This window comes from Synechococcus sp. RedBA-s, from assembly GCF_024345495.1.
Taxonomy (GTDB): domain Bacteria; phylum Cyanobacteriota; class Cyanobacteriia; order PCC-6307; family Cyanobiaceae; genus Regnicoccus_A.
The window spans coordinates 14,712-29,688 of record NZ_JAGQBF010000030.1 but is presented as its reverse complement, the minus strand read 5'-3'; the positions used below and the strand labels follow the sequence as shown (position 1 = coordinate 29,688).

At 65.4% G+C, this 14,977-nt stretch carries 17 protein-coding genes; 6 read left to right on the top strand and 11 right to left on the bottom strand.

Annotated features, from left to right (window positions below; all coding sequences use genetic code 11):
- A partial coding sequence (locus tag KBY67_RS12010; protein ID WP_255111278.1) for an aminotransferase class V-fold PLP-dependent enzyme occupies positions 1–753 on the bottom strand: 753 nt, incomplete at its 3' end.
- 631 nt (positions 754–1,384) lie between these two features.
- Between KBY67_RS12010 and KBY67_RS12005 the strand changes: the two genes are divergently transcribed.
- The 3 genes from KBY67_RS12005 to KBY67_RS11995 are packed head-to-tail and all read left to right on the top strand — an operon-like array spanning position 1,385 to position 4,435.
- Positions 1,385–2,521 (top strand): efflux RND transporter periplasmic adaptor subunit, encoded by a 1,137-nt coding sequence (locus KBY67_RS12005; protein ID WP_255111277.1) that lies wholly within the window; start codon positions 1,385–1,387, stop codon positions 2,519–2,521.
- A complete protein-coding gene (gene devC, locus KBY67_RS12000; protein ID WP_255111276.1) occupies positions 2,518–3,693 on the top strand; it encodes an ABC transporter permease DevC in 1,176 nt (391 codons plus the stop codon). Before KBY67_RS12005 ends, devC begins: the two co-directional genes overlap by 4 nt.
- Entirely contained in the window at positions 3,683–4,435 is a 753-nt protein-coding gene (locus KBY67_RS11995) for an ATP-binding cassette domain-containing protein (protein ID WP_255111275.1), read from the top strand. The genes devC and KBY67_RS11995 overlap by 11 nt, the downstream gene beginning before the upstream one ends.
- A 92-nt stretch (positions 4,436–4,527) precedes the next feature.
- Here KBY67_RS11995 and KBY67_RS11990 read toward each other — a convergent pair whose 3' ends face one another.
- Positions 4,528–4,686 carry a hypothetical protein gene (locus KBY67_RS11990; RefSeq protein WP_255093049.1) on the bottom strand — a complete coding sequence of 53 codons (159 nt, stop codon included), beginning with the start codon at positions 4,684–4,686 and terminating at the stop codon, positions 4,528–4,530.
- 204 nt (positions 4,687–4,890) lie between these two features.
- On the opposite strand from KBY67_RS11990, the gene KBY67_RS11985 reads away from it, so the two are divergent.
- From KBY67_RS11985 to KBY67_RS11975, 3 genes are all read left to right on the top strand, one after another.
- Positions 4,891–5,133 carry a hypothetical protein gene (locus KBY67_RS11985; RefSeq protein ID WP_255111274.1) on the top strand — a complete coding sequence of 81 codons (243 nt, stop codon included), beginning with the start codon at positions 4,891–4,893 and terminating at the stop codon, positions 5,131–5,133.
- Positions 5,134–5,267: 134 nt separating this feature from the next.
- The gene (locus KBY67_RS11980; RefSeq protein ID WP_255111273.1) at positions 5,268–7,649 is read left to right on the top strand and encodes a phosphoketolase; all 2,382 of its coding nucleotides are present in this window, start codon (positions 5,268–5,270) and stop codon (positions 7,647–7,649) included.
- A gap of 2 nt (positions 7,650–7,651) precedes the next feature.
- A complete protein-coding gene (locus KBY67_RS11975; RefSeq protein WP_255111272.1) occupies positions 7,652–8,776 on the top strand; it encodes an acetate/propionate family kinase in 1,125 nt (374 codons plus the stop codon).
- Here the strand turns inward: KBY67_RS11975 and KBY67_RS11970 are convergent.
- The 9 genes from KBY67_RS11970 to sppA all read right to left on the bottom strand — a co-directional run bounded on the left by KBY67_RS11970 (position 8,721) and on the right by sppA (position 14,964).
- The gene (locus KBY67_RS11970) at positions 8,721–10,202 is read right to left on the bottom strand and encodes an AAA family ATPase (protein ID WP_255111271.1); all 1,482 of its coding nucleotides are present in this window, start codon (positions 10,200–10,202) and stop codon (positions 8,721–8,723) included. The two genes, KBY67_RS11975 and KBY67_RS11970, sit on opposite strands and share 56 nt — an antisense overlap.
- Positions 10,199–10,726 carry a DUF177 domain-containing protein gene (locus KBY67_RS11965; RefSeq protein ID WP_255111270.1) on the bottom strand — a complete coding sequence of 176 codons (528 nt, stop codon included), beginning with the start codon at positions 10,724–10,726 and terminating at the stop codon, positions 10,199–10,201. Before KBY67_RS11965 ends, KBY67_RS11970 begins: the two co-directional genes overlap by 4 nt.
- Positions 10,727–10,746: 20 nt before the next feature.
- Positions 10,747–11,883 (bottom strand): membrane protein insertase YidC, encoded by a 1,137-nt coding sequence (gene yidC / locus KBY67_RS11960; RefSeq protein ID WP_255111269.1) that lies wholly within the window; start codon positions 11,881–11,883, stop codon positions 10,747–10,749.
- Positions 11,884–12,003: 120 nt separating this feature from the next.
- Positions 12,004–12,432 (bottom strand): PH domain-containing protein, encoded by a 429-nt coding sequence (locus KBY67_RS11955; RefSeq protein WP_255111268.1) that lies wholly within the window; start codon positions 12,430–12,432, stop codon positions 12,004–12,006.
- A complete protein-coding gene (gene rnpA, locus KBY67_RS11950) occupies positions 12,429–12,818 on the bottom strand; it encodes a ribonuclease P protein component (RefSeq protein ID WP_255111267.1) in 390 nt (129 codons plus the stop codon). Before rnpA ends, KBY67_RS11955 begins: the two co-directional genes overlap by 4 nt.
- A gap of 27 nt (positions 12,819–12,845) precedes the next feature.
- A complete protein-coding gene (gene rpmH / locus KBY67_RS11945) occupies positions 12,846–12,983 on the bottom strand; it encodes a 50S ribosomal protein L34 (protein WP_006170261.1) in 138 nt (45 codons plus the stop codon).
- Between the two features lie 53 nt (positions 12,984–13,036).
- Positions 13,037–13,669, bottom strand: a complete 633-nt coding sequence (locus KBY67_RS11940) for a DUF2808 domain-containing protein (RefSeq protein ID WP_255111266.1) — start codon at positions 13,667–13,669, stop codon at positions 13,037–13,039.
- A gap of 105 nt (positions 13,670–13,774) precedes the next feature.
- Positions 13,775–14,155: a chorismate mutase gene (gene aroH, locus KBY67_RS11935; protein ID WP_255111281.1), complete on the bottom strand. Its 381-nt coding sequence runs from the start codon at positions 14,153–14,155 to the stop codon at positions 13,775–13,777.
- Entirely contained in the window at positions 14,152–14,964 is an 813-nt protein-coding gene (sppA, locus tag KBY67_RS11930; RefSeq protein ID WP_255111265.1) for a signal peptide peptidase SppA, read from the bottom strand. Before sppA ends, aroH begins: the two co-directional genes overlap by 4 nt.
- Positions 14,965–14,977: the final 13 nt, after the last annotated feature.

The window sequence follows — 14,977 nt, the reverse complement described above, 5'->3', positions numbered from 1 at the left end:
GCGCCAGCCGCCCAGGGTGGGCTGCGACTCGTTGAGCAGGCGTTCCGAGAGGGCCACACCCCCCAGACCCTCGGGCCCGCAGCACCACTTGTGGCCGGTGAAGGCGTAGATGTCGGACATCGATGCCGCACCAGCTCCGAAGCCTTGAGCCCCACGCTCGGCCAGCGGCAAGCTCCCCACCGACTGGGCCGCATCCACCAGCAGCCAGGGCCAACGCGGGTGCTCCCCCAGCCGCTGAGCCACCGCTGCGATCGGCATCAACTGACCGGTGTTCCAGAGCAGGTGCGAGAGCACCACCAGGCGTGTGGTTGGGGTGAGGCTGTGCTCAAGAGCCTCCAGCACGGAGGCGTTGGTGCTGGCCAGGTCCCCCCGCAGGCCCTTCACCGCCAGGGTGGCGATCGTCAGCTTTTCTCGGCGGGCGAGCTCATGGCAGGCGGCCACAACGCCCGGATGCTCGCAATCGCTGATCAGCAATTCATCGCCGGCCAGCCAGGGCAATCCCCACAGGGGCAGCACACAGCCACTGGTCACGTTCTCAGTCAGGGCCAGACGCTCGGGTCGCACCCCGCAGAGCGCAGCCAGCGCTCCCCGCAACCCTCCCACTTCTCGCTCTAGCCACGGCCAGATGTCTGCGGTGAATGGCCCCAGCTCCTGGATCTGCTCCCAGCTAGCTGTGATCGCCTGCAGCGAGGGCGTGGGCAGCGGCCCCTGGCCTCCGTAGTTGAAGTAGGTCTTGTGGGCCAGGGCCGGCATCAGCTGCCGCAGCTGCTCTGGGGTGAGTGTCCCCTGATCTGGCCCAACACGGTCGCTTAGCACGGGCTGACTGTGACGCTCCGGAAGCATGGCAGCTGGGTTCGCCAGGATCGCGTCAGCGAAAAGCTTCAGTGACAGGCCCTATCAACGGGTGCCAAGGCACGTCCAGGCGTCTGCTGTCGAAACCACCTGCACGACCCTGTGGATGCAGCCTGAGGGAATTCAAATGGTGAATGCTTCATTCCGAATTGATTGAGGATTCTGAACTGGTGGAGCGGGGAACGATCGGCACAGTGCGGTCTGTTTTTGCTGTACGGATCAAGGCACTGAGCACCTTCGAGCAGGCAGAATTTGCTCTCTTTCTTGATGATTGAAGCGACCTTGAGCGACAGCGACTCACGTCAGCTGCGCGGCTGTTCGTGGCGTTGCAAGCACAATTCTGCTGTTCAAGCATGCGTTCCGGTAGAATAATTACAACTCTTGCAGAACTCCTGATGATGGTCCTGAGGCGATCTGATCTGTTCTGTGGCCATGCCTTCGATGTGGCCCTGTGAGTGATCGAATTCTGGTTCAGCGCCTCCGACGCCAGGCATGCGGGCGGATCCCCGTTGGCCTGCTGCTCTCTGCGCTGATGGCCTCCGGGGGAGGCGCGGCCCTGCTGGGCGGCTGCCAGCCGAAAGCGAGCGAGTCTCCCCCTGTGGCCGCATCAAGACGGGTCTCTGCCCTCGGTCGCGTCGAGCCCGAAACCAAGATCCGCAAGGTGTCGGTGTCCAGCTCCCTCAGCGGCGATCGGATCGAGGAGATCCTGGTTCAGGAGGACACCTGGGTGAAGGAAGGAACCCCTCTGGCCCGGCTGAACAGCTACGGCACCCTCAAAGCGTCCTACGACGAGGCCAGCGAGAACGTGGCCGTGGCCCAGAGCAAGCTGGCCCAGGTGCAGGCTGGCGCCAAGCAGGGAGAAATCCGGGCGCAGGAGTTCAATGTCCAGAGCCTGGAGCGCAAGCTGGCCGCCCAGAAACTGGCCCAGGATCAGTCTGTCAATTCCGCCCGGGCCAGAGCCGCCGAGTCACGGGTTGAGAGGCAGCGCTATGACTCCCTCTATGCCAGTGGCAGCGTTTCGGCGCTTGAGCGGGATCGATACCGCACCCGTGATGAGACCAGCCGTGCTGATCTGGCCAAGGCCATAGAAACCCGCGAAGGAACCCTGCTCACCCTCCGCTCCGATATCGAAAGTGCCAAGCAGACCCTGGAGCAGATCAAGGAGGTGCGTCCGCAGGATGTCACAACCGCCAACAACGAACTGCGCAAGGCTCTGGCCGCCCGCAACCGGTCCCAACAGGAGTTTGGCTTCGCCACCGTGCGGGCACCCCAGAGCGGCCGCATCCTCAAGATCAACGCCAGGCCCGGCGACAAGGTGAGCGATCAGGGCATCCTCGAGATGGCTGACACCAGCCGCATGATTGTGACGGCGGAGGTTTATCAAACCGACATGCGAATGATCGGCATCGGCCAGCGCGCCACCATCACCGCCGACGGGATTGAAGGCAGCCTCAAGGGCAAGGTGTTTCAGGTGATTCCCCAGGTACAGAAGCAGACGATCTTCGCCGGTGAACCTGGAGAGAATCAGGACCAGCGTGTGTTCGAGGTGAAGCTGCATCTTCAGCTCAACGAAGCGGAGCAGAAGCGGATCGGCTACGCCTCCAATCTGCAGGTGAACGTGGTGTTCGACCCCAAAACGGCCACCGCCACCCCGGCACCGGCACGATGATCAGCCCCCTGCGCAAGCTACTGAAGCGCACGCCGGTGGCCTGGCTGCAGGTCACCAACAACCCTGTGAAGATGATGATCGCCCTAGCGGGCGTGAGCTTCTCCAACCTGCTGATGTTTTTTCAGCTGGGTCTTTTGGACAGCCTCTACAACAGCCAGCGCAAACCCATCGACCGCCTCCGTGCCGATCTGGTGATGGTGAGTGAGGGCTACAGCAACTTCGCTTCGCTGCAGAACTTCCAACGCAGCCGCCTCTACCAGGCCCTCGGGGTGGAGGGAGTGGAGAGCGTGTCGCCACTGCGCATCTCGCGGGGAATCTGGATTACGCCTGCCACGCGCCAGTCGTACGACATCTACACCTTCGGTGTGGACCTTACCAAGCCTTCGCTCGCCTTTCCCGAACTCGAGAACGATCCTTTCGGGCTGCAGCCGCTGCGCAATGCCCTTTTTGATCGCAACTCGAAGAAGCAGTACGGCGATGTTGCCGGCGTCGTGAAGCGTGATGGTATCTATCCACTGGAGATCAATGGCAAATCAATCCGCATCATCGACACCTTCTCGATGGGGGCCACCTTCGCGGCCGAGGCCAATCTGATCGTCAGCGAGAACACCTTCCTCTACATGTTTCCCAAGGCGGATCGCCGCATGGTCCAACTGGGCCTGATCCGCCTGCGGCCAGGCACCTCCGCCACCGCCGTGCAGTCCGCCCTGCAGCCATTGATGAGGAAAGACGTCAAGGTGCTCACCCGCAATGAACTAGCCGAGCTGGAGGTGAACTACTGGAAGCGCAACTCCTCGGTAGGATTCATCTTCTCCCTCGGAGTTCTGGTGGGCTTCGTGGTAGGCAGCATCATCGTGTACCAGATCCTCTTCGGTGACGTGATGAATAATCTGCCGCAGTACGCCACCCTCAAGGCGATGGGCTACACCGATTCCTTCGTGATCAGCGTGGTGATTCAGCAATCAGCCATTCTGGCGGTGATCGGCTTCGTGCCGGGTGTGATCATCTCCATGGGTCTTTACAGCCTGCTGGCCAACGTCACCAAGCTCACGGTGTTCATGACCCTGACCCGGGCCCTGCAAGTGTTGATCCTCACCTTCGTGATGTGCGTGGGATCCGGCGCCCTGGCCACCCGCAAACTTGTGGAACTCGATCCTGCTGATGTCTTCTGAATCCACCGCCGCACCTGCCGACGAGCCTGTGATCTCCTTGAATCACGTGAACCACTGGTTCGGCAGCGGCGATAGCCGCAAGCACGCCCTCAAGGACATCACTCTCGACATCCAGCCAGGCGAGATTGTGATCTGCACAGGACCCTCCGGTTCCGGCAAGACCACCCTGCTCACCATGCTCGGCGGCTTGCGGGCATGCCAGGACGGCAGCCTGAAGATCCTCGGTGAGGAACTCCATGGAGCCAGCAAGGAGGTACTGGCGAAGCTGCGCCTCAACGTTGGTTTCATCTTTCAGGCCCACAACCTGATGATGTTCCTCAATGCCAAAAAGAACGTGCGGCTCTCTCTGGAACTGCACGATCAATACTACGATAACGACATGGACCGGCTGGCGGCTGAGATGCTCGAGAAGGTGGGACTCGGCGATCGCGAGGACTACTTCCCTGCCAATCTCTCCGGTGGACAGAGACAGCGGGTAGCGATTGCCCGGGCCATGGTGGCACAACCGAAGATTCTGCTCGGCGATGAACCCACCGCCGCCCTTGACAAGGAGTCGGGCCGGAATGTGGTCAACCTCATGCGCGAGATGGCCACCAATCACAAAACCACGATCATCATGGTGACCCACGACAACAAGATCCTGGACGTGGCCGACCGGATCATCATCGTCGACGATGGTGCTTTAGCCAGCAAAGAGGCTGAAGAGGCATTCGTTGGCAAGATGCGCGATGCCAGCCAATAGATCTCGAGCCACTAGATCTATATCATTCAATTCAACCGGCCGCCCAGTGATCACTGGGCGGGCCTTTACGCCAAGGTCTAGAGGACTGATCGTCAGAGCACCTGGCCCACCATCACCGCAGCCACTGCGGAGAAAAGGGTGATGCCGAGGGCGGTGAGGGGATTCTGTCCCTGGGCCACGGCGAAGCTGGTGACGACACCGGCTCCAAGACAGGCGACGACGATCTGGGTGGCGGTTGATGGACGATCCACAGGACAGGGCACAACTGAGGAGCAACGTAGGGAGCCTTTTTGAAGGCACCAGCGGGGATCAGGGGTTTCGTTACCGGGGGTTGGGCTTCGTTACAGGGCGAAATCGTCTGGGCGGCAAGGGCCCAACCAGGTTCGCTGACGAACGCTGGCGGACTGGGGGGGAATGGAGGCCATGCTTTCCATAGTGAGCACCGCCGATGGCCCATGGAGATCAACCACCCCGACCGCCAACCTCTCACTTCCGAGGAGCAGGCGCTGTTGCAGGAGTTTCGCGAGAAACTCAACCAGCGGGTGCTCAGCGTCGGCCTCACCAGCGACGATGTCCGCCACATCGTTGAAGGCATGCGCCTTCATCCCAATGCCAGCCTGGAGGTGATCCAGGCGCTGCTCGAAGAAGCCCGTGTCCTTGTCCCGGGTCGGCGCCTGCTTACCTTCGACTGGGAATGAGATCAACTCCTGGCGGGCCAAGGCCTGCTGTCGCTGAGCTGCCTCGCTGGTGTCAGCGTCGATACACTTGATGTGGCAAAGCCGAAGGCCCGTGTGAGCCTGCACTGAACAGGCGAAGGGCATCAGGCATGGCCATGGACCACGACCAGGAGCTCCAGCTCCTCGACGCCTGGTGGCGCGCCGCCAACTACCTGGCGGTGGGGATGATCTACCTGCGGGAGAACCCCCTGCTGGCCGAGCCGCTCAAACCTGAGCACATCAAGGCCCGCCTGCTGGGGCACTGGGGCTCCAGCCCCGGCCAGGCCTTCATCTGGGCCCATGCCAACCGGGTGATCCGCCACCACGACCTGGAGATGATCTACCTCTCGGGGCCAGGGCATGGAGCTCCTGGGGTGCTGGGCCCCACCTACCTCGATGGCAGCTACAGCGAGGTCTATCCCGACAAGTCGCAGGACGGCGGCGGGATGCAGCGCTTCTTCAAGCAGTTTTCGTTCCCAGGCCACATCGGCTCCCACTGCACGCCCGAAACTCCGGGTTCAATTCATGAGGGTGGTGAGCTCGGTTACGTGCTCTCCCATGCCTGCGGCGCCGTTTTCGACAATCCCGATCTGATCGCCCTGGCCTGTGTGGGTGATGGCGAGGCTGAGACGGGCCCCCTGGCCACCTCCTGGCACATCAACAAGTTCCTCAACCCGATCAGCGACGGCGCCGTGCTGCCGGTGCTGCACCTCAATGGCTACAAGATCGCCAACCCCACCCTGCTGGCCCGCATCCCCCGCGAGGAGCTGGTGAACCTGATGCGCGGCTACGGCTGGGATCCGATCCTGGTGGAGGGGAGCGAGCCTGCGGAGATGCACCAAGCCATGGCCGCCGCCATGGACCAGGCCATCGCCACCATCCAGCGGGTGCGTCAGGAGTGCCGCCAGAGCGGCGAGGCCGTGCGGCCCGCCTGGCCGATGATCGTGCTGCGCTCTCCCAAGGGTTGGACCGGCCCCAAGGAGCTCAACGGCAAGAAGCTGGAGAACTTTTGGCGGGCCCACCAGGTGCCCCTGCCGGCACCGAACAAGGATCCCCAGCAACTGACCATGCTCGAGGCTTGGCTGCGCAGCTACCGCCCCGAGGAGCTGTTTGACGCCGAGGGCACCCTCAGGCCCGAGTTGCAGGCCCTCTCCCCGAAGGGCGGGCGGCGGATGGGCTCCAGCCCCCACGCCAATGGCGGCCGGTTGCGCCGCAGCCTGCGGCTGGCGCCGATCGAGGACCATGCCGTGCACGTCGAGCGGCCAGGCCACATCGAGCACGAGAACACCGCCCCTCTCGGAGCCCTGCTGCGCGACACCATCGCGCGCAACCCCGACTCCCTGCGGGTGTTCGGCCCCGATGAAACCGCCTCCAACCGGCTGCAGGCCATCTATGAGGTGAGCAAGAAGGTGTGGATGGAGGAGTTCCTCCCCGAAGACCTCAATGGCAGCGAACTGGCGCGCAACGGCCGGGTGGTGGAGATGCTCTCCGAGCACACCCTGGTGGGAATGATGGAGGGCTATCTGCTCACCGGGCGCTACGGCTTCTTCCACACCTATGAGGCCTTTGCTCATGTGATCGCCTCGATGTTCAACCAGCACGCCAAGTGGCTGGAATCCTGCAACCTGCATGCCACCTGGCGTGCACCGATCGCGCCCTGGAATTGCCTGATCTCCTCCACCGTCTGGCGTCAGGATCACAACGGCTTCACCCACCAGGACCCCGGCTTTATCGACCTGGCCGGCAACAAGAGCGGCGATGTGGTGCGGGTCTACCTGCCGGCCGACGCCAACTGCCTGCTGGCGGTGGCCGAGGAGGCGCTGGTGGAAACGAACGTCTGCAACATCATCGTTTCCGACAAACAGAAGCATCTGCAGTACCTCACCCTGGAGCAGGCTCGCCGCCACGTGGCCAAGGGCATCGGTCTCTGGGGCTGGGCCAGCAACGATGACCGTGGTGATGAACCCGATGAACCCGACGTGGTGATGGCCTGTGCGGGTGACATCCCCACCAAGGAAGTGCTGGCAGCGGTGGAGATCCTCCACCACGAGGTCCCCAAGCTGCGGATTCGGGTGATCAACGTGGTCAAGCTCTTCGCCCTCACCCAGTCGAGCGAGCACCCCCATGGCCTCTCGGATCGGGATTTCGACAGCCTGTTCACCACCGACAAACCGGTGATCTTCAACTTCCACGGCTACCCGTGGCTGATTCACAGGCTTACTTACCGCCGCACCAACCACTCCAACATCCACGTGCGCGGCTACAAGGAGAAGGGCAACATCAACACACCGCTGGAGCTGGCGATGAACAACCAGATCGACCGCTTCAATCTGGTGATCGATGTGATCGACCGGGTGCCCGGCCTCGGCTCCCGTGCCGCCCACGTCAAGGAGCGGATGAAGGAGGCCATCCTCGGCCATCGCCAGTACGCCCACACCCACGGGATGGATTCGCCTGATGTGACCGACTGGCGCTGGTCGCTTCCCAGCCCGCGCTAGGCATGGTCGACCTGGGTCACCCTGCGGCACTCGGGGTCACGGCGCTGGTGCTGAATGCGGGCAGCTCCAGCCTTAAAGCTGGGCTGTTCTCCGCCGAAGGCTGCTGCCTCTGGCGTGAGCAGCGCCGTTGGCAGCCGTCCTCCGGCTCGATCGAGGAGGTGCTGGAGGGCTGGCTGCCCGCTGCCCTGCAGTCGTTGGATTGGGATCTGCTGCTGGCGGCCCACCGGGTCGTCCATGGCGGTGAGCTCTTCACCGCCCCCACCCCCTTGAGCTCCCCGGTACTGGAGGCGCTGGAGGCCCTGATCGACCTGGCACCCCTGCACAACGGACCCGCCCTGGCTGTGATGCGCTGGTTGAGCCACTGGCGCCCCCAGTTGCCCCAGTGGGCCTGCTTCGACACGGCCTTCCACAGCACCCTGCCGGCTGAGGCCCGCACCTATGCCCTGCCGAAGGCCTGGCGGGAGCTGGGTCTGCGCCGTTTCGGTTTTCACGGCCTCAACCATGAGCACGTCAGTGAAACCATCAGCCGCCGCTGGTCGGCCGGTTCCCAGCCCCCCCCTTGGCCATTGCGGCTGATCAGCTGCCACCTCGGTGCCGGCTGCTCCCTCTGCGCCATCCGTGATGGCCGCAGTGTGGCCACCACCATGGGCTACACCCCCCTGGAGGGCCTGGTGATGGCCACCCGCAGCGGCTCCATCGACCCGGGTGTGCTGCTGCAGCTGCTGCGGCAGGGGCTGACGCCCGAGCAACTGGAGCAGGGGCTGCAGGGGGACAGTGGCCTGCTGGGGCTCTCCGGCCTCAGCTCCGACATGCGCCAGCTGCGCCAGGCCGCCGCCACGGGCCACGACGGCGCCCGGCTGGCCATCGCCGTGTTCCGCCACAGTCTGCTGGAGGGTATCGGGGCGATGGCGGCCAACCTGGGGGGCGTGGATGTGATCGCCCTCAGCGGCGGCATCGGCGAACACGACGCTGAACTCCTCGCCGATCTGAAGGCCTCCATGGGCTGGCTTGGGAACGTAGAGCTGGTGCGGGTTCCTGCCGATGAGGAGGGCCTGATCGCCCGCCGTTGCCTCAGCGCAGCAGGCGGGAGGCCGGCCGAGCCCTACCGCTGCTCGCCCACTGCTTGAGGGCCTCCAGTTGCTCGCGGGCCGTGCGCGAGAGGGGCACCAGGTCACTGGCGGCGGTGATCAGATCCGCCTCGCCGAACTCCCGGTGCTGCGCAAAGGCCAGGTGCATCGCCTCCACCACCGTCTGCTCCAGTTCGGCGCCGGAGAATCCAGCCGTGCGGTCTACCACCACCTCCAGGGGAATGCTGTGGTTTGGCCGGCGGCGGCGCAGTTGCAGGTCGAGAATCGTGCGCCGCTCGGTGGCATCGGGCAGATCCAGCAGGAAGATCTCATCGAAGCGGCCCTTGCGCATCAGCTCCGGCGGCAGGCTCTCCACCCCGTTGGCGGTGGCCACCACGAACACCGCCGAGCGCTTCTCCGCCATCCATGTGAGCAGGCTGGCCAGCACCCGCTGACTGGTGCCGCCATCGCTGCGGCTGTCGCCGCCGAAGCCCTTGTCGATCTCGTCGATCCAGAGCACACAGGGGGCCATGGCTTCGGCGCGACGGATCATGTCGCGGGTGCGGGCCTCACTGGCGCCCACCAGGCCGGCGAACAGCCGCCCCACATCCAGGCGCAGCAGCGGCATGGCCCAGCTGTGGGCGATTGCCTTGGCGGTGAGGGATTTGCCCGTGCCCTGGGGGCCCACCAGCAGTACGCCCCGCGGCAGGGGCAGGCCATAGGCGGCGGCCTCGTCGCTGAAGGCCAGCCGCCGCTGCTCCAGCCAGTGCTTGAGCGCCTCCAGCCCACCGATGTCGGCGGGGCTGGCCTCGGTGGGGCAGTACTCCAGCAGCTCGCTGCGGGCGATGGCCTGGCGCTTCTCCTCCAGCACCTCCGCCAGATCCGGCTCGCCCAGTTGGCCGCGCTGGGCCAGGGCTCGCGCCGCCACCTGGCGGATGCGCTGTTCACTCAGGCCGCTGCAGCAGTGGCTGAGCTGCTCAAGCACCGCGGCGTTGAGGGGATGGCCGCAGGCCTGGCCGATGCTCTCCAGCAGGGAGCTGATCTCAGCGGCATTGGGCAGGGGGAGATCAAGGATGGTGAGGCACTCCTCCAGCTCTCGCGGCACCTGCCATTCCGGCGCGGTGATCACCAGGGTGCGCGGTTTCTGGCGCAGGCTGGTGGCCAGGTTGCGCAGCCGGCGACCGATGCCGGGATCGTCGCAGTAGCGGTGAAAATCGAGCAGCAGCAGGATCGCGGACTGATCCGGAGGCAGACTCTCGATCGCCTCCAAGGCTCCCATCGGGTTGCGTTTGGCCTCACCCTCACGGTTCGGCAGCCCTTGGAGCCCCTCCACGAAATCCCAGCGCAGCAGGGTGCGATGGCCAAGGCGTTGGGCGGCCCGCTTGAGCAAGGTGGCGATGCGCTCCTCTTCGGGGCTGCGGATCCAGAGGATCGGCGCCCGCGCCCGGATCAACAGATCCAGCTGGTCGGCCCACTCCTCACTCATCGCCACTGGCGCAGGGCCGCCCAGCGGAGATCGATGGGCGCATCGCTGGACTGCTCCCCTTGGGCGGCGGACGGGGTCTCGGGGCTGGCCTCAGCTGGATCCGGCAGGGCCGGCCCGGGGCAGTCGGCGCCGCAATGGTTCTGCAGCGGCAGCTGCAGACTCAGCTGCTCGAACAGCCAGCGGGCCGGATCGAAATGGCCGCGGGGGTCGAGGCTCTCGATCAGATCGCTGTCGGGGTCGTCAGCCAGCTGATCGGCCTCCCCCAGCCAGAGCCGTTCTGAGCCGCGGAAGCGCAGGACGTGCTTGTAGTGGCCAAGACAGCGGTCGCAGCAGAGGCTGACGACGGTTTCGGCCTCCCCTTCCACCTCCAGCACCGGCTCACCGTGGCGGGCGCTCAGCCAGCCTCGCACCGGCGTGAGGCTCTCCAGATCCTCAAGCTGCTGGTCCACGGCCCATAGCCGTTGGTCCTGCTGCACGCGGAGCTCCTGCAGGGGCACGGGCCGCAGCAGGCATGGTTCAGGCAACGGCGAGGGGCGCCGCCCCATCACTTCTTGCCCTTGGGCTCAAAGGGCAAACGCTCAACCCCGCCGCCGCTGGCAGCCACCGCCACGGTCTGCTGGCTGAGTTGCTGGTCAAGGATGTCCTGCAGGTTCTCCGGCAGGGCCTCGCGGCTGAGCAGGAAGGTCTGCAGGGCCTGGAAGATGTTGGCCACCACCATGTAGAGCAGCACCCCGGCCGGCAGCGGGAAGAACAGGAACATGCCGGTGATCATCACGGGGGTGATCTTGTTGGCCGTCGACTGCTGAGGATTCGGCGGCATCCCGGCTCCCGAGAGGATCTGGGAGATGAACAGGCTGGCGCCGAAGGCCCCCACCAGAATGGCGATGTCCCAGTTCACGGCCCCATCGGTGTAGAAGCCCACCTGGCCCAGGGCCTTGATGAACAGGAAGCCGCTGCGGGCCGCCAGGCCGGGCACCGTGGCCTCCACCGTGGCATCACCAGGGGCGATCGCCTCGATCAGCCCGGACTCGCTGACGCGCACAACCTCCTCGCCTTTGCTCACACGCCAGGCCGGCATGTACTTGGAGCCGTTTTCCACCCCTTCAAGCACGCTGCTGAAGGACTGGCCGTCCTTGGTGTGAAGGTTGACCTGGGCTGAGTCGCCGATGCCGAGCTTGGTGCCGGCCTCAAGGCTGGCGACCACGGGCACATGGCTGGTTTCGGTGATGAAGATCGAGTGGCTGCCGCTGTTGAACGGTTTGGCCTCCACTGCGGCGATCTGGTCGGCCGGCAACACCTTGAGGTTGAGGGTGTAGGGCACATCGGCGAAGGGTGAGCCGCGCAGGGTGGCGAAAAGGGCGAAGAGGATCGGCATCTGAACCAAAAGCGGCAGACAGCCGGCCAGGGGGCTGCCGAACTCCTTCATCAGCTTGCCCAGTTCCTCCTGCTGCTTCTGGGGGTTGCTGGCGTAGCGGCTCTTGATTTCCGCCTGACGCTTCTGCATCACGGGCTGGGCGATGCGCATGCGCCGGGCACTGCGGATCGAGCCTGCGCTCAGGGGGAAGAGGGCCAGCCGGATCACCACGGTGAGGGCGATGATCGCCAGCCCGTAACTCGGCACCAGCCCATAGAAGAAATCGAGGATGGGCAGCAGCAGGTTGTCGGAGATGTAGCCGATCACAGCGGGGAGGCGGCGGAAGGGTGAGGGTTTGAGCCAGTGTGCCCGAGCAGCCGATCAGGGTGCTGCCAATGCGGGCAAATCCCGCCCGGAGGCTGTGGGCGGGAGGTCTGGGTCCGGGGGTCAGGCACTGGCGGCCTGGGGGTCGGCGAATCCCTTGACGTCGGCAGAGGGCCTGGAGCCGCTGCGACGGGCCATCTGCTCAAGGATGTAGGCCTCGGTTTCGCGGAAGCGGGGCATGGAGCGCATCTCGAGCTTGGCCCCATCGCTGAGCACCAGCACCATGTCGCCCCAGGCCCCGAAGCCGCGGGGCACCGAGCGCACCTCCCGCACCTGGCTGTAGACCACCTGAGTCCGGTCGCGGCCAAGCCAGCCACCACTGACGGAAATCCGTCGGCTTGTGATGCGGAAGCGCAGCCAGAGGGCCCGCACGATGGCGGCCACCGCGAAGGGAATGCCGATCAGGGTGAGGCCCAACAGCAGGTTGAACAGCAGATCACCGCGGGCCGGTCCTCCCTCGTAAAACGTGGTCTCGGTCACCTCAACGGTCATGGGCTCAGGCCTGCCTTGCGGAACAGCTCGAAACATTCTCCCAGCAAGGCCTCGGGGCTGGCTTCAACGCAGCCCGGCTTGAGGCTCAGCAGCAGCCAGAGGCCGTGGCCATCAGCGGGCCACTGACCACAGCGTTCACTCAGCCAACTGTGCAGCAGGCGCCTGAGCCGGTTGCGGCGCACCGAGCGTTTGCTCACCTTGGTGCTAACTACGACGGCGCAGCGGCAGCCCTGAAGGGGCGCTTGACCCAGGGGAGCTCGCAACAGCGAGGGCTCACCCACCACTGAGCGCAGCACCAGGTAGGTGCCATGAAAACGGCGGCCCTTGCGATACAGATGATCAAAGGCCTTGTCGCCCCGCAGGCGCAGATCCCGGGGCAGGGCCATGGGGCGGGGGCCTCCCTTCAGCAGGCCTCAGACGGCCAGACGAGCACGGCCGCGGCGGCGGCGGGTGCGGATCACGCGGCGTCCGGTGTGGGAGCGCATCCGCACCCGAAACCCGGACACCCGCTTGCGCTTGCGGCTTGTTCCTTCCAGGGTGCGCTTGGTCATGGGGCGTCTCGGCGTCAGGCCTGTTGTCGATTGGTCAACTTAACAGCCGGGGGTCAATCGATTCCGGGGTCGATCTGGATCAGCCAGCTGCCCAGATAACCGCCGAAGGGCACATCGCCCGGCGCCTGGGCCAGGGCATTGAACTGGTACATGCCGATGTTGAACGGATTGAAGAGCGACATGTAGACGCCGATGGTGCCATCTACCGGCACGGGCCGTTCCGGGAAGATCTCGATCGACTTGCCGTTGGCATTCACCTCGATAACGGCCGGAATCGTTTGCTTGCAGCGGGTACGGGAGAGCATGCCACCTTCCTTCATCACGCAGAGCTTGATGTCTTTGGGGTCGATCTTCGCGTCGAAGTTATCAGGAACGGAAACGGTGAGCTTGAGCATCGCCGTCTTGCGATCCTTCGGCCGCAGGATCAGGTAATAGTCCGACCGCTTCAGGCGCGAGGTGTCGGTCATGAAGAAGTAGAGCCGCCGGTAGTCCTTGTTGTTGTCCCAGCGGAACTCCAACAGGCCGGGGGTGCCCTGGGCGAGGCTGGTGGCCGGAGCGATTCCGGCTCCGGCGCCCGCCAGCACGGCCCCCAGCCCCACGCCAGCGGCAGCCATCAGCAGGCCGACCCGCTTCGACCAGGGGGCTCTCAGGTGTCGCAGCCGTTGGTGCAGGTTCGGAAGGGTCATGGAGAGGGGAGCAGGGTCGGCCAGCGCGAGGCGGGCCCGGGTGTGAACTGGATTGTCGGCCCGCGCCAGCGGGGGCAGCTCGTTCGGGGGGCAGCGGCGCAGCTGTCAGTTGTGACCGGATCTGTCCGGCCGCAGCCGGGCCGCCTGCCGCAGGTAGGGGTGCAGCGGCACCCGGGTGGGCTCCATCCAGGCGTGGGCCAGCAGGCGGATGCAGCGGGGCAGGTCGCCCGCCACGGCCATCTGCTGACAGTCCAGCAGGGCCACCCCGTCCCAGCCGGGCTGCCGTCGGGCGACGGCCGCGGGGAAACCGGCATCGAGATCGGCGGTGACCGAAAAGGTCACCGACAGCACCCAGGCCCCGCTGAGACCATTGCCGTCGATCAGGCTGGCGAGCAGTTCACTCACCGCCTCTTCGATGGCGGCGGCGGTGTTGGCGGTGGCGGTGGTGGCGCCCCGCAGCGCCCGCAGCTCCCGGGCCTCGCTCATGGCCGCCAGAGCCACAGCGGTTGGCCGCACCAGGCCAGCTCCAGGCTGAGGGCCTGCTGCAGGCCCCTCAGCATGTTGCGGCCCGGGATCAGGCCGGCCAGTCGCTTCTGGGGCTTGCCGAAGAGCACCGGCTGGGTCTTCTCCTCATCCAGACCGGCCAGCCGTGCCGCCAGCCGCCGGGCGTGCTCCTCATCGCCGAGCTCGTCGATCAGACCCAGTTCCATGGCCTGGGCACCGCTGAACACCCGCCCGTCGGCGAAGGCACGCACCACGCTGTCGCTGAGTCCGCGGCCCGTGGCCACCGCATCAACGAACTGGCCGTAGCTGGAGTCGATCAGACCCTGCAACAGCTCCCGTTCATCGGCGGTCAGGGCCCGGTCCGGCGAGAGAATGTCCTTGTAGAGACCGCTCTTGACGGTCTCGAAGCTGATGCCGATGCGCTCCAGCAGTTTCGAGATGTTGTTGCCGCGCAGGATCACGCCGATCGAGCCGGTGATTGTGCCGGGGTTGGCCACGATCTTCTCGGCGGCCACTCCCACATACACGCCGCCGGAGGCGGAGATGTTGCCGAAGCTGGCCACCACGCGGCAGCCCTTGCTGCGCAGGCGACCGATGGCCGCATGGATCTCCTGGCTGTCGCCCACGGTGCCGCCGGGGCTGTCGATGCGCAGCAGCAGCGCCGGGAATTCCCTCTCCTCCACCTGGCGGAGGGCTTTGACCACGCGCTCCCGGGTGGGGCCGGAGATCGCCCCCTCGATCACGATCCTCGCCATGCTCTTGCGGGACTTGCGGCGCCAGGGCCAGGGCATGCGATGCAGTTCA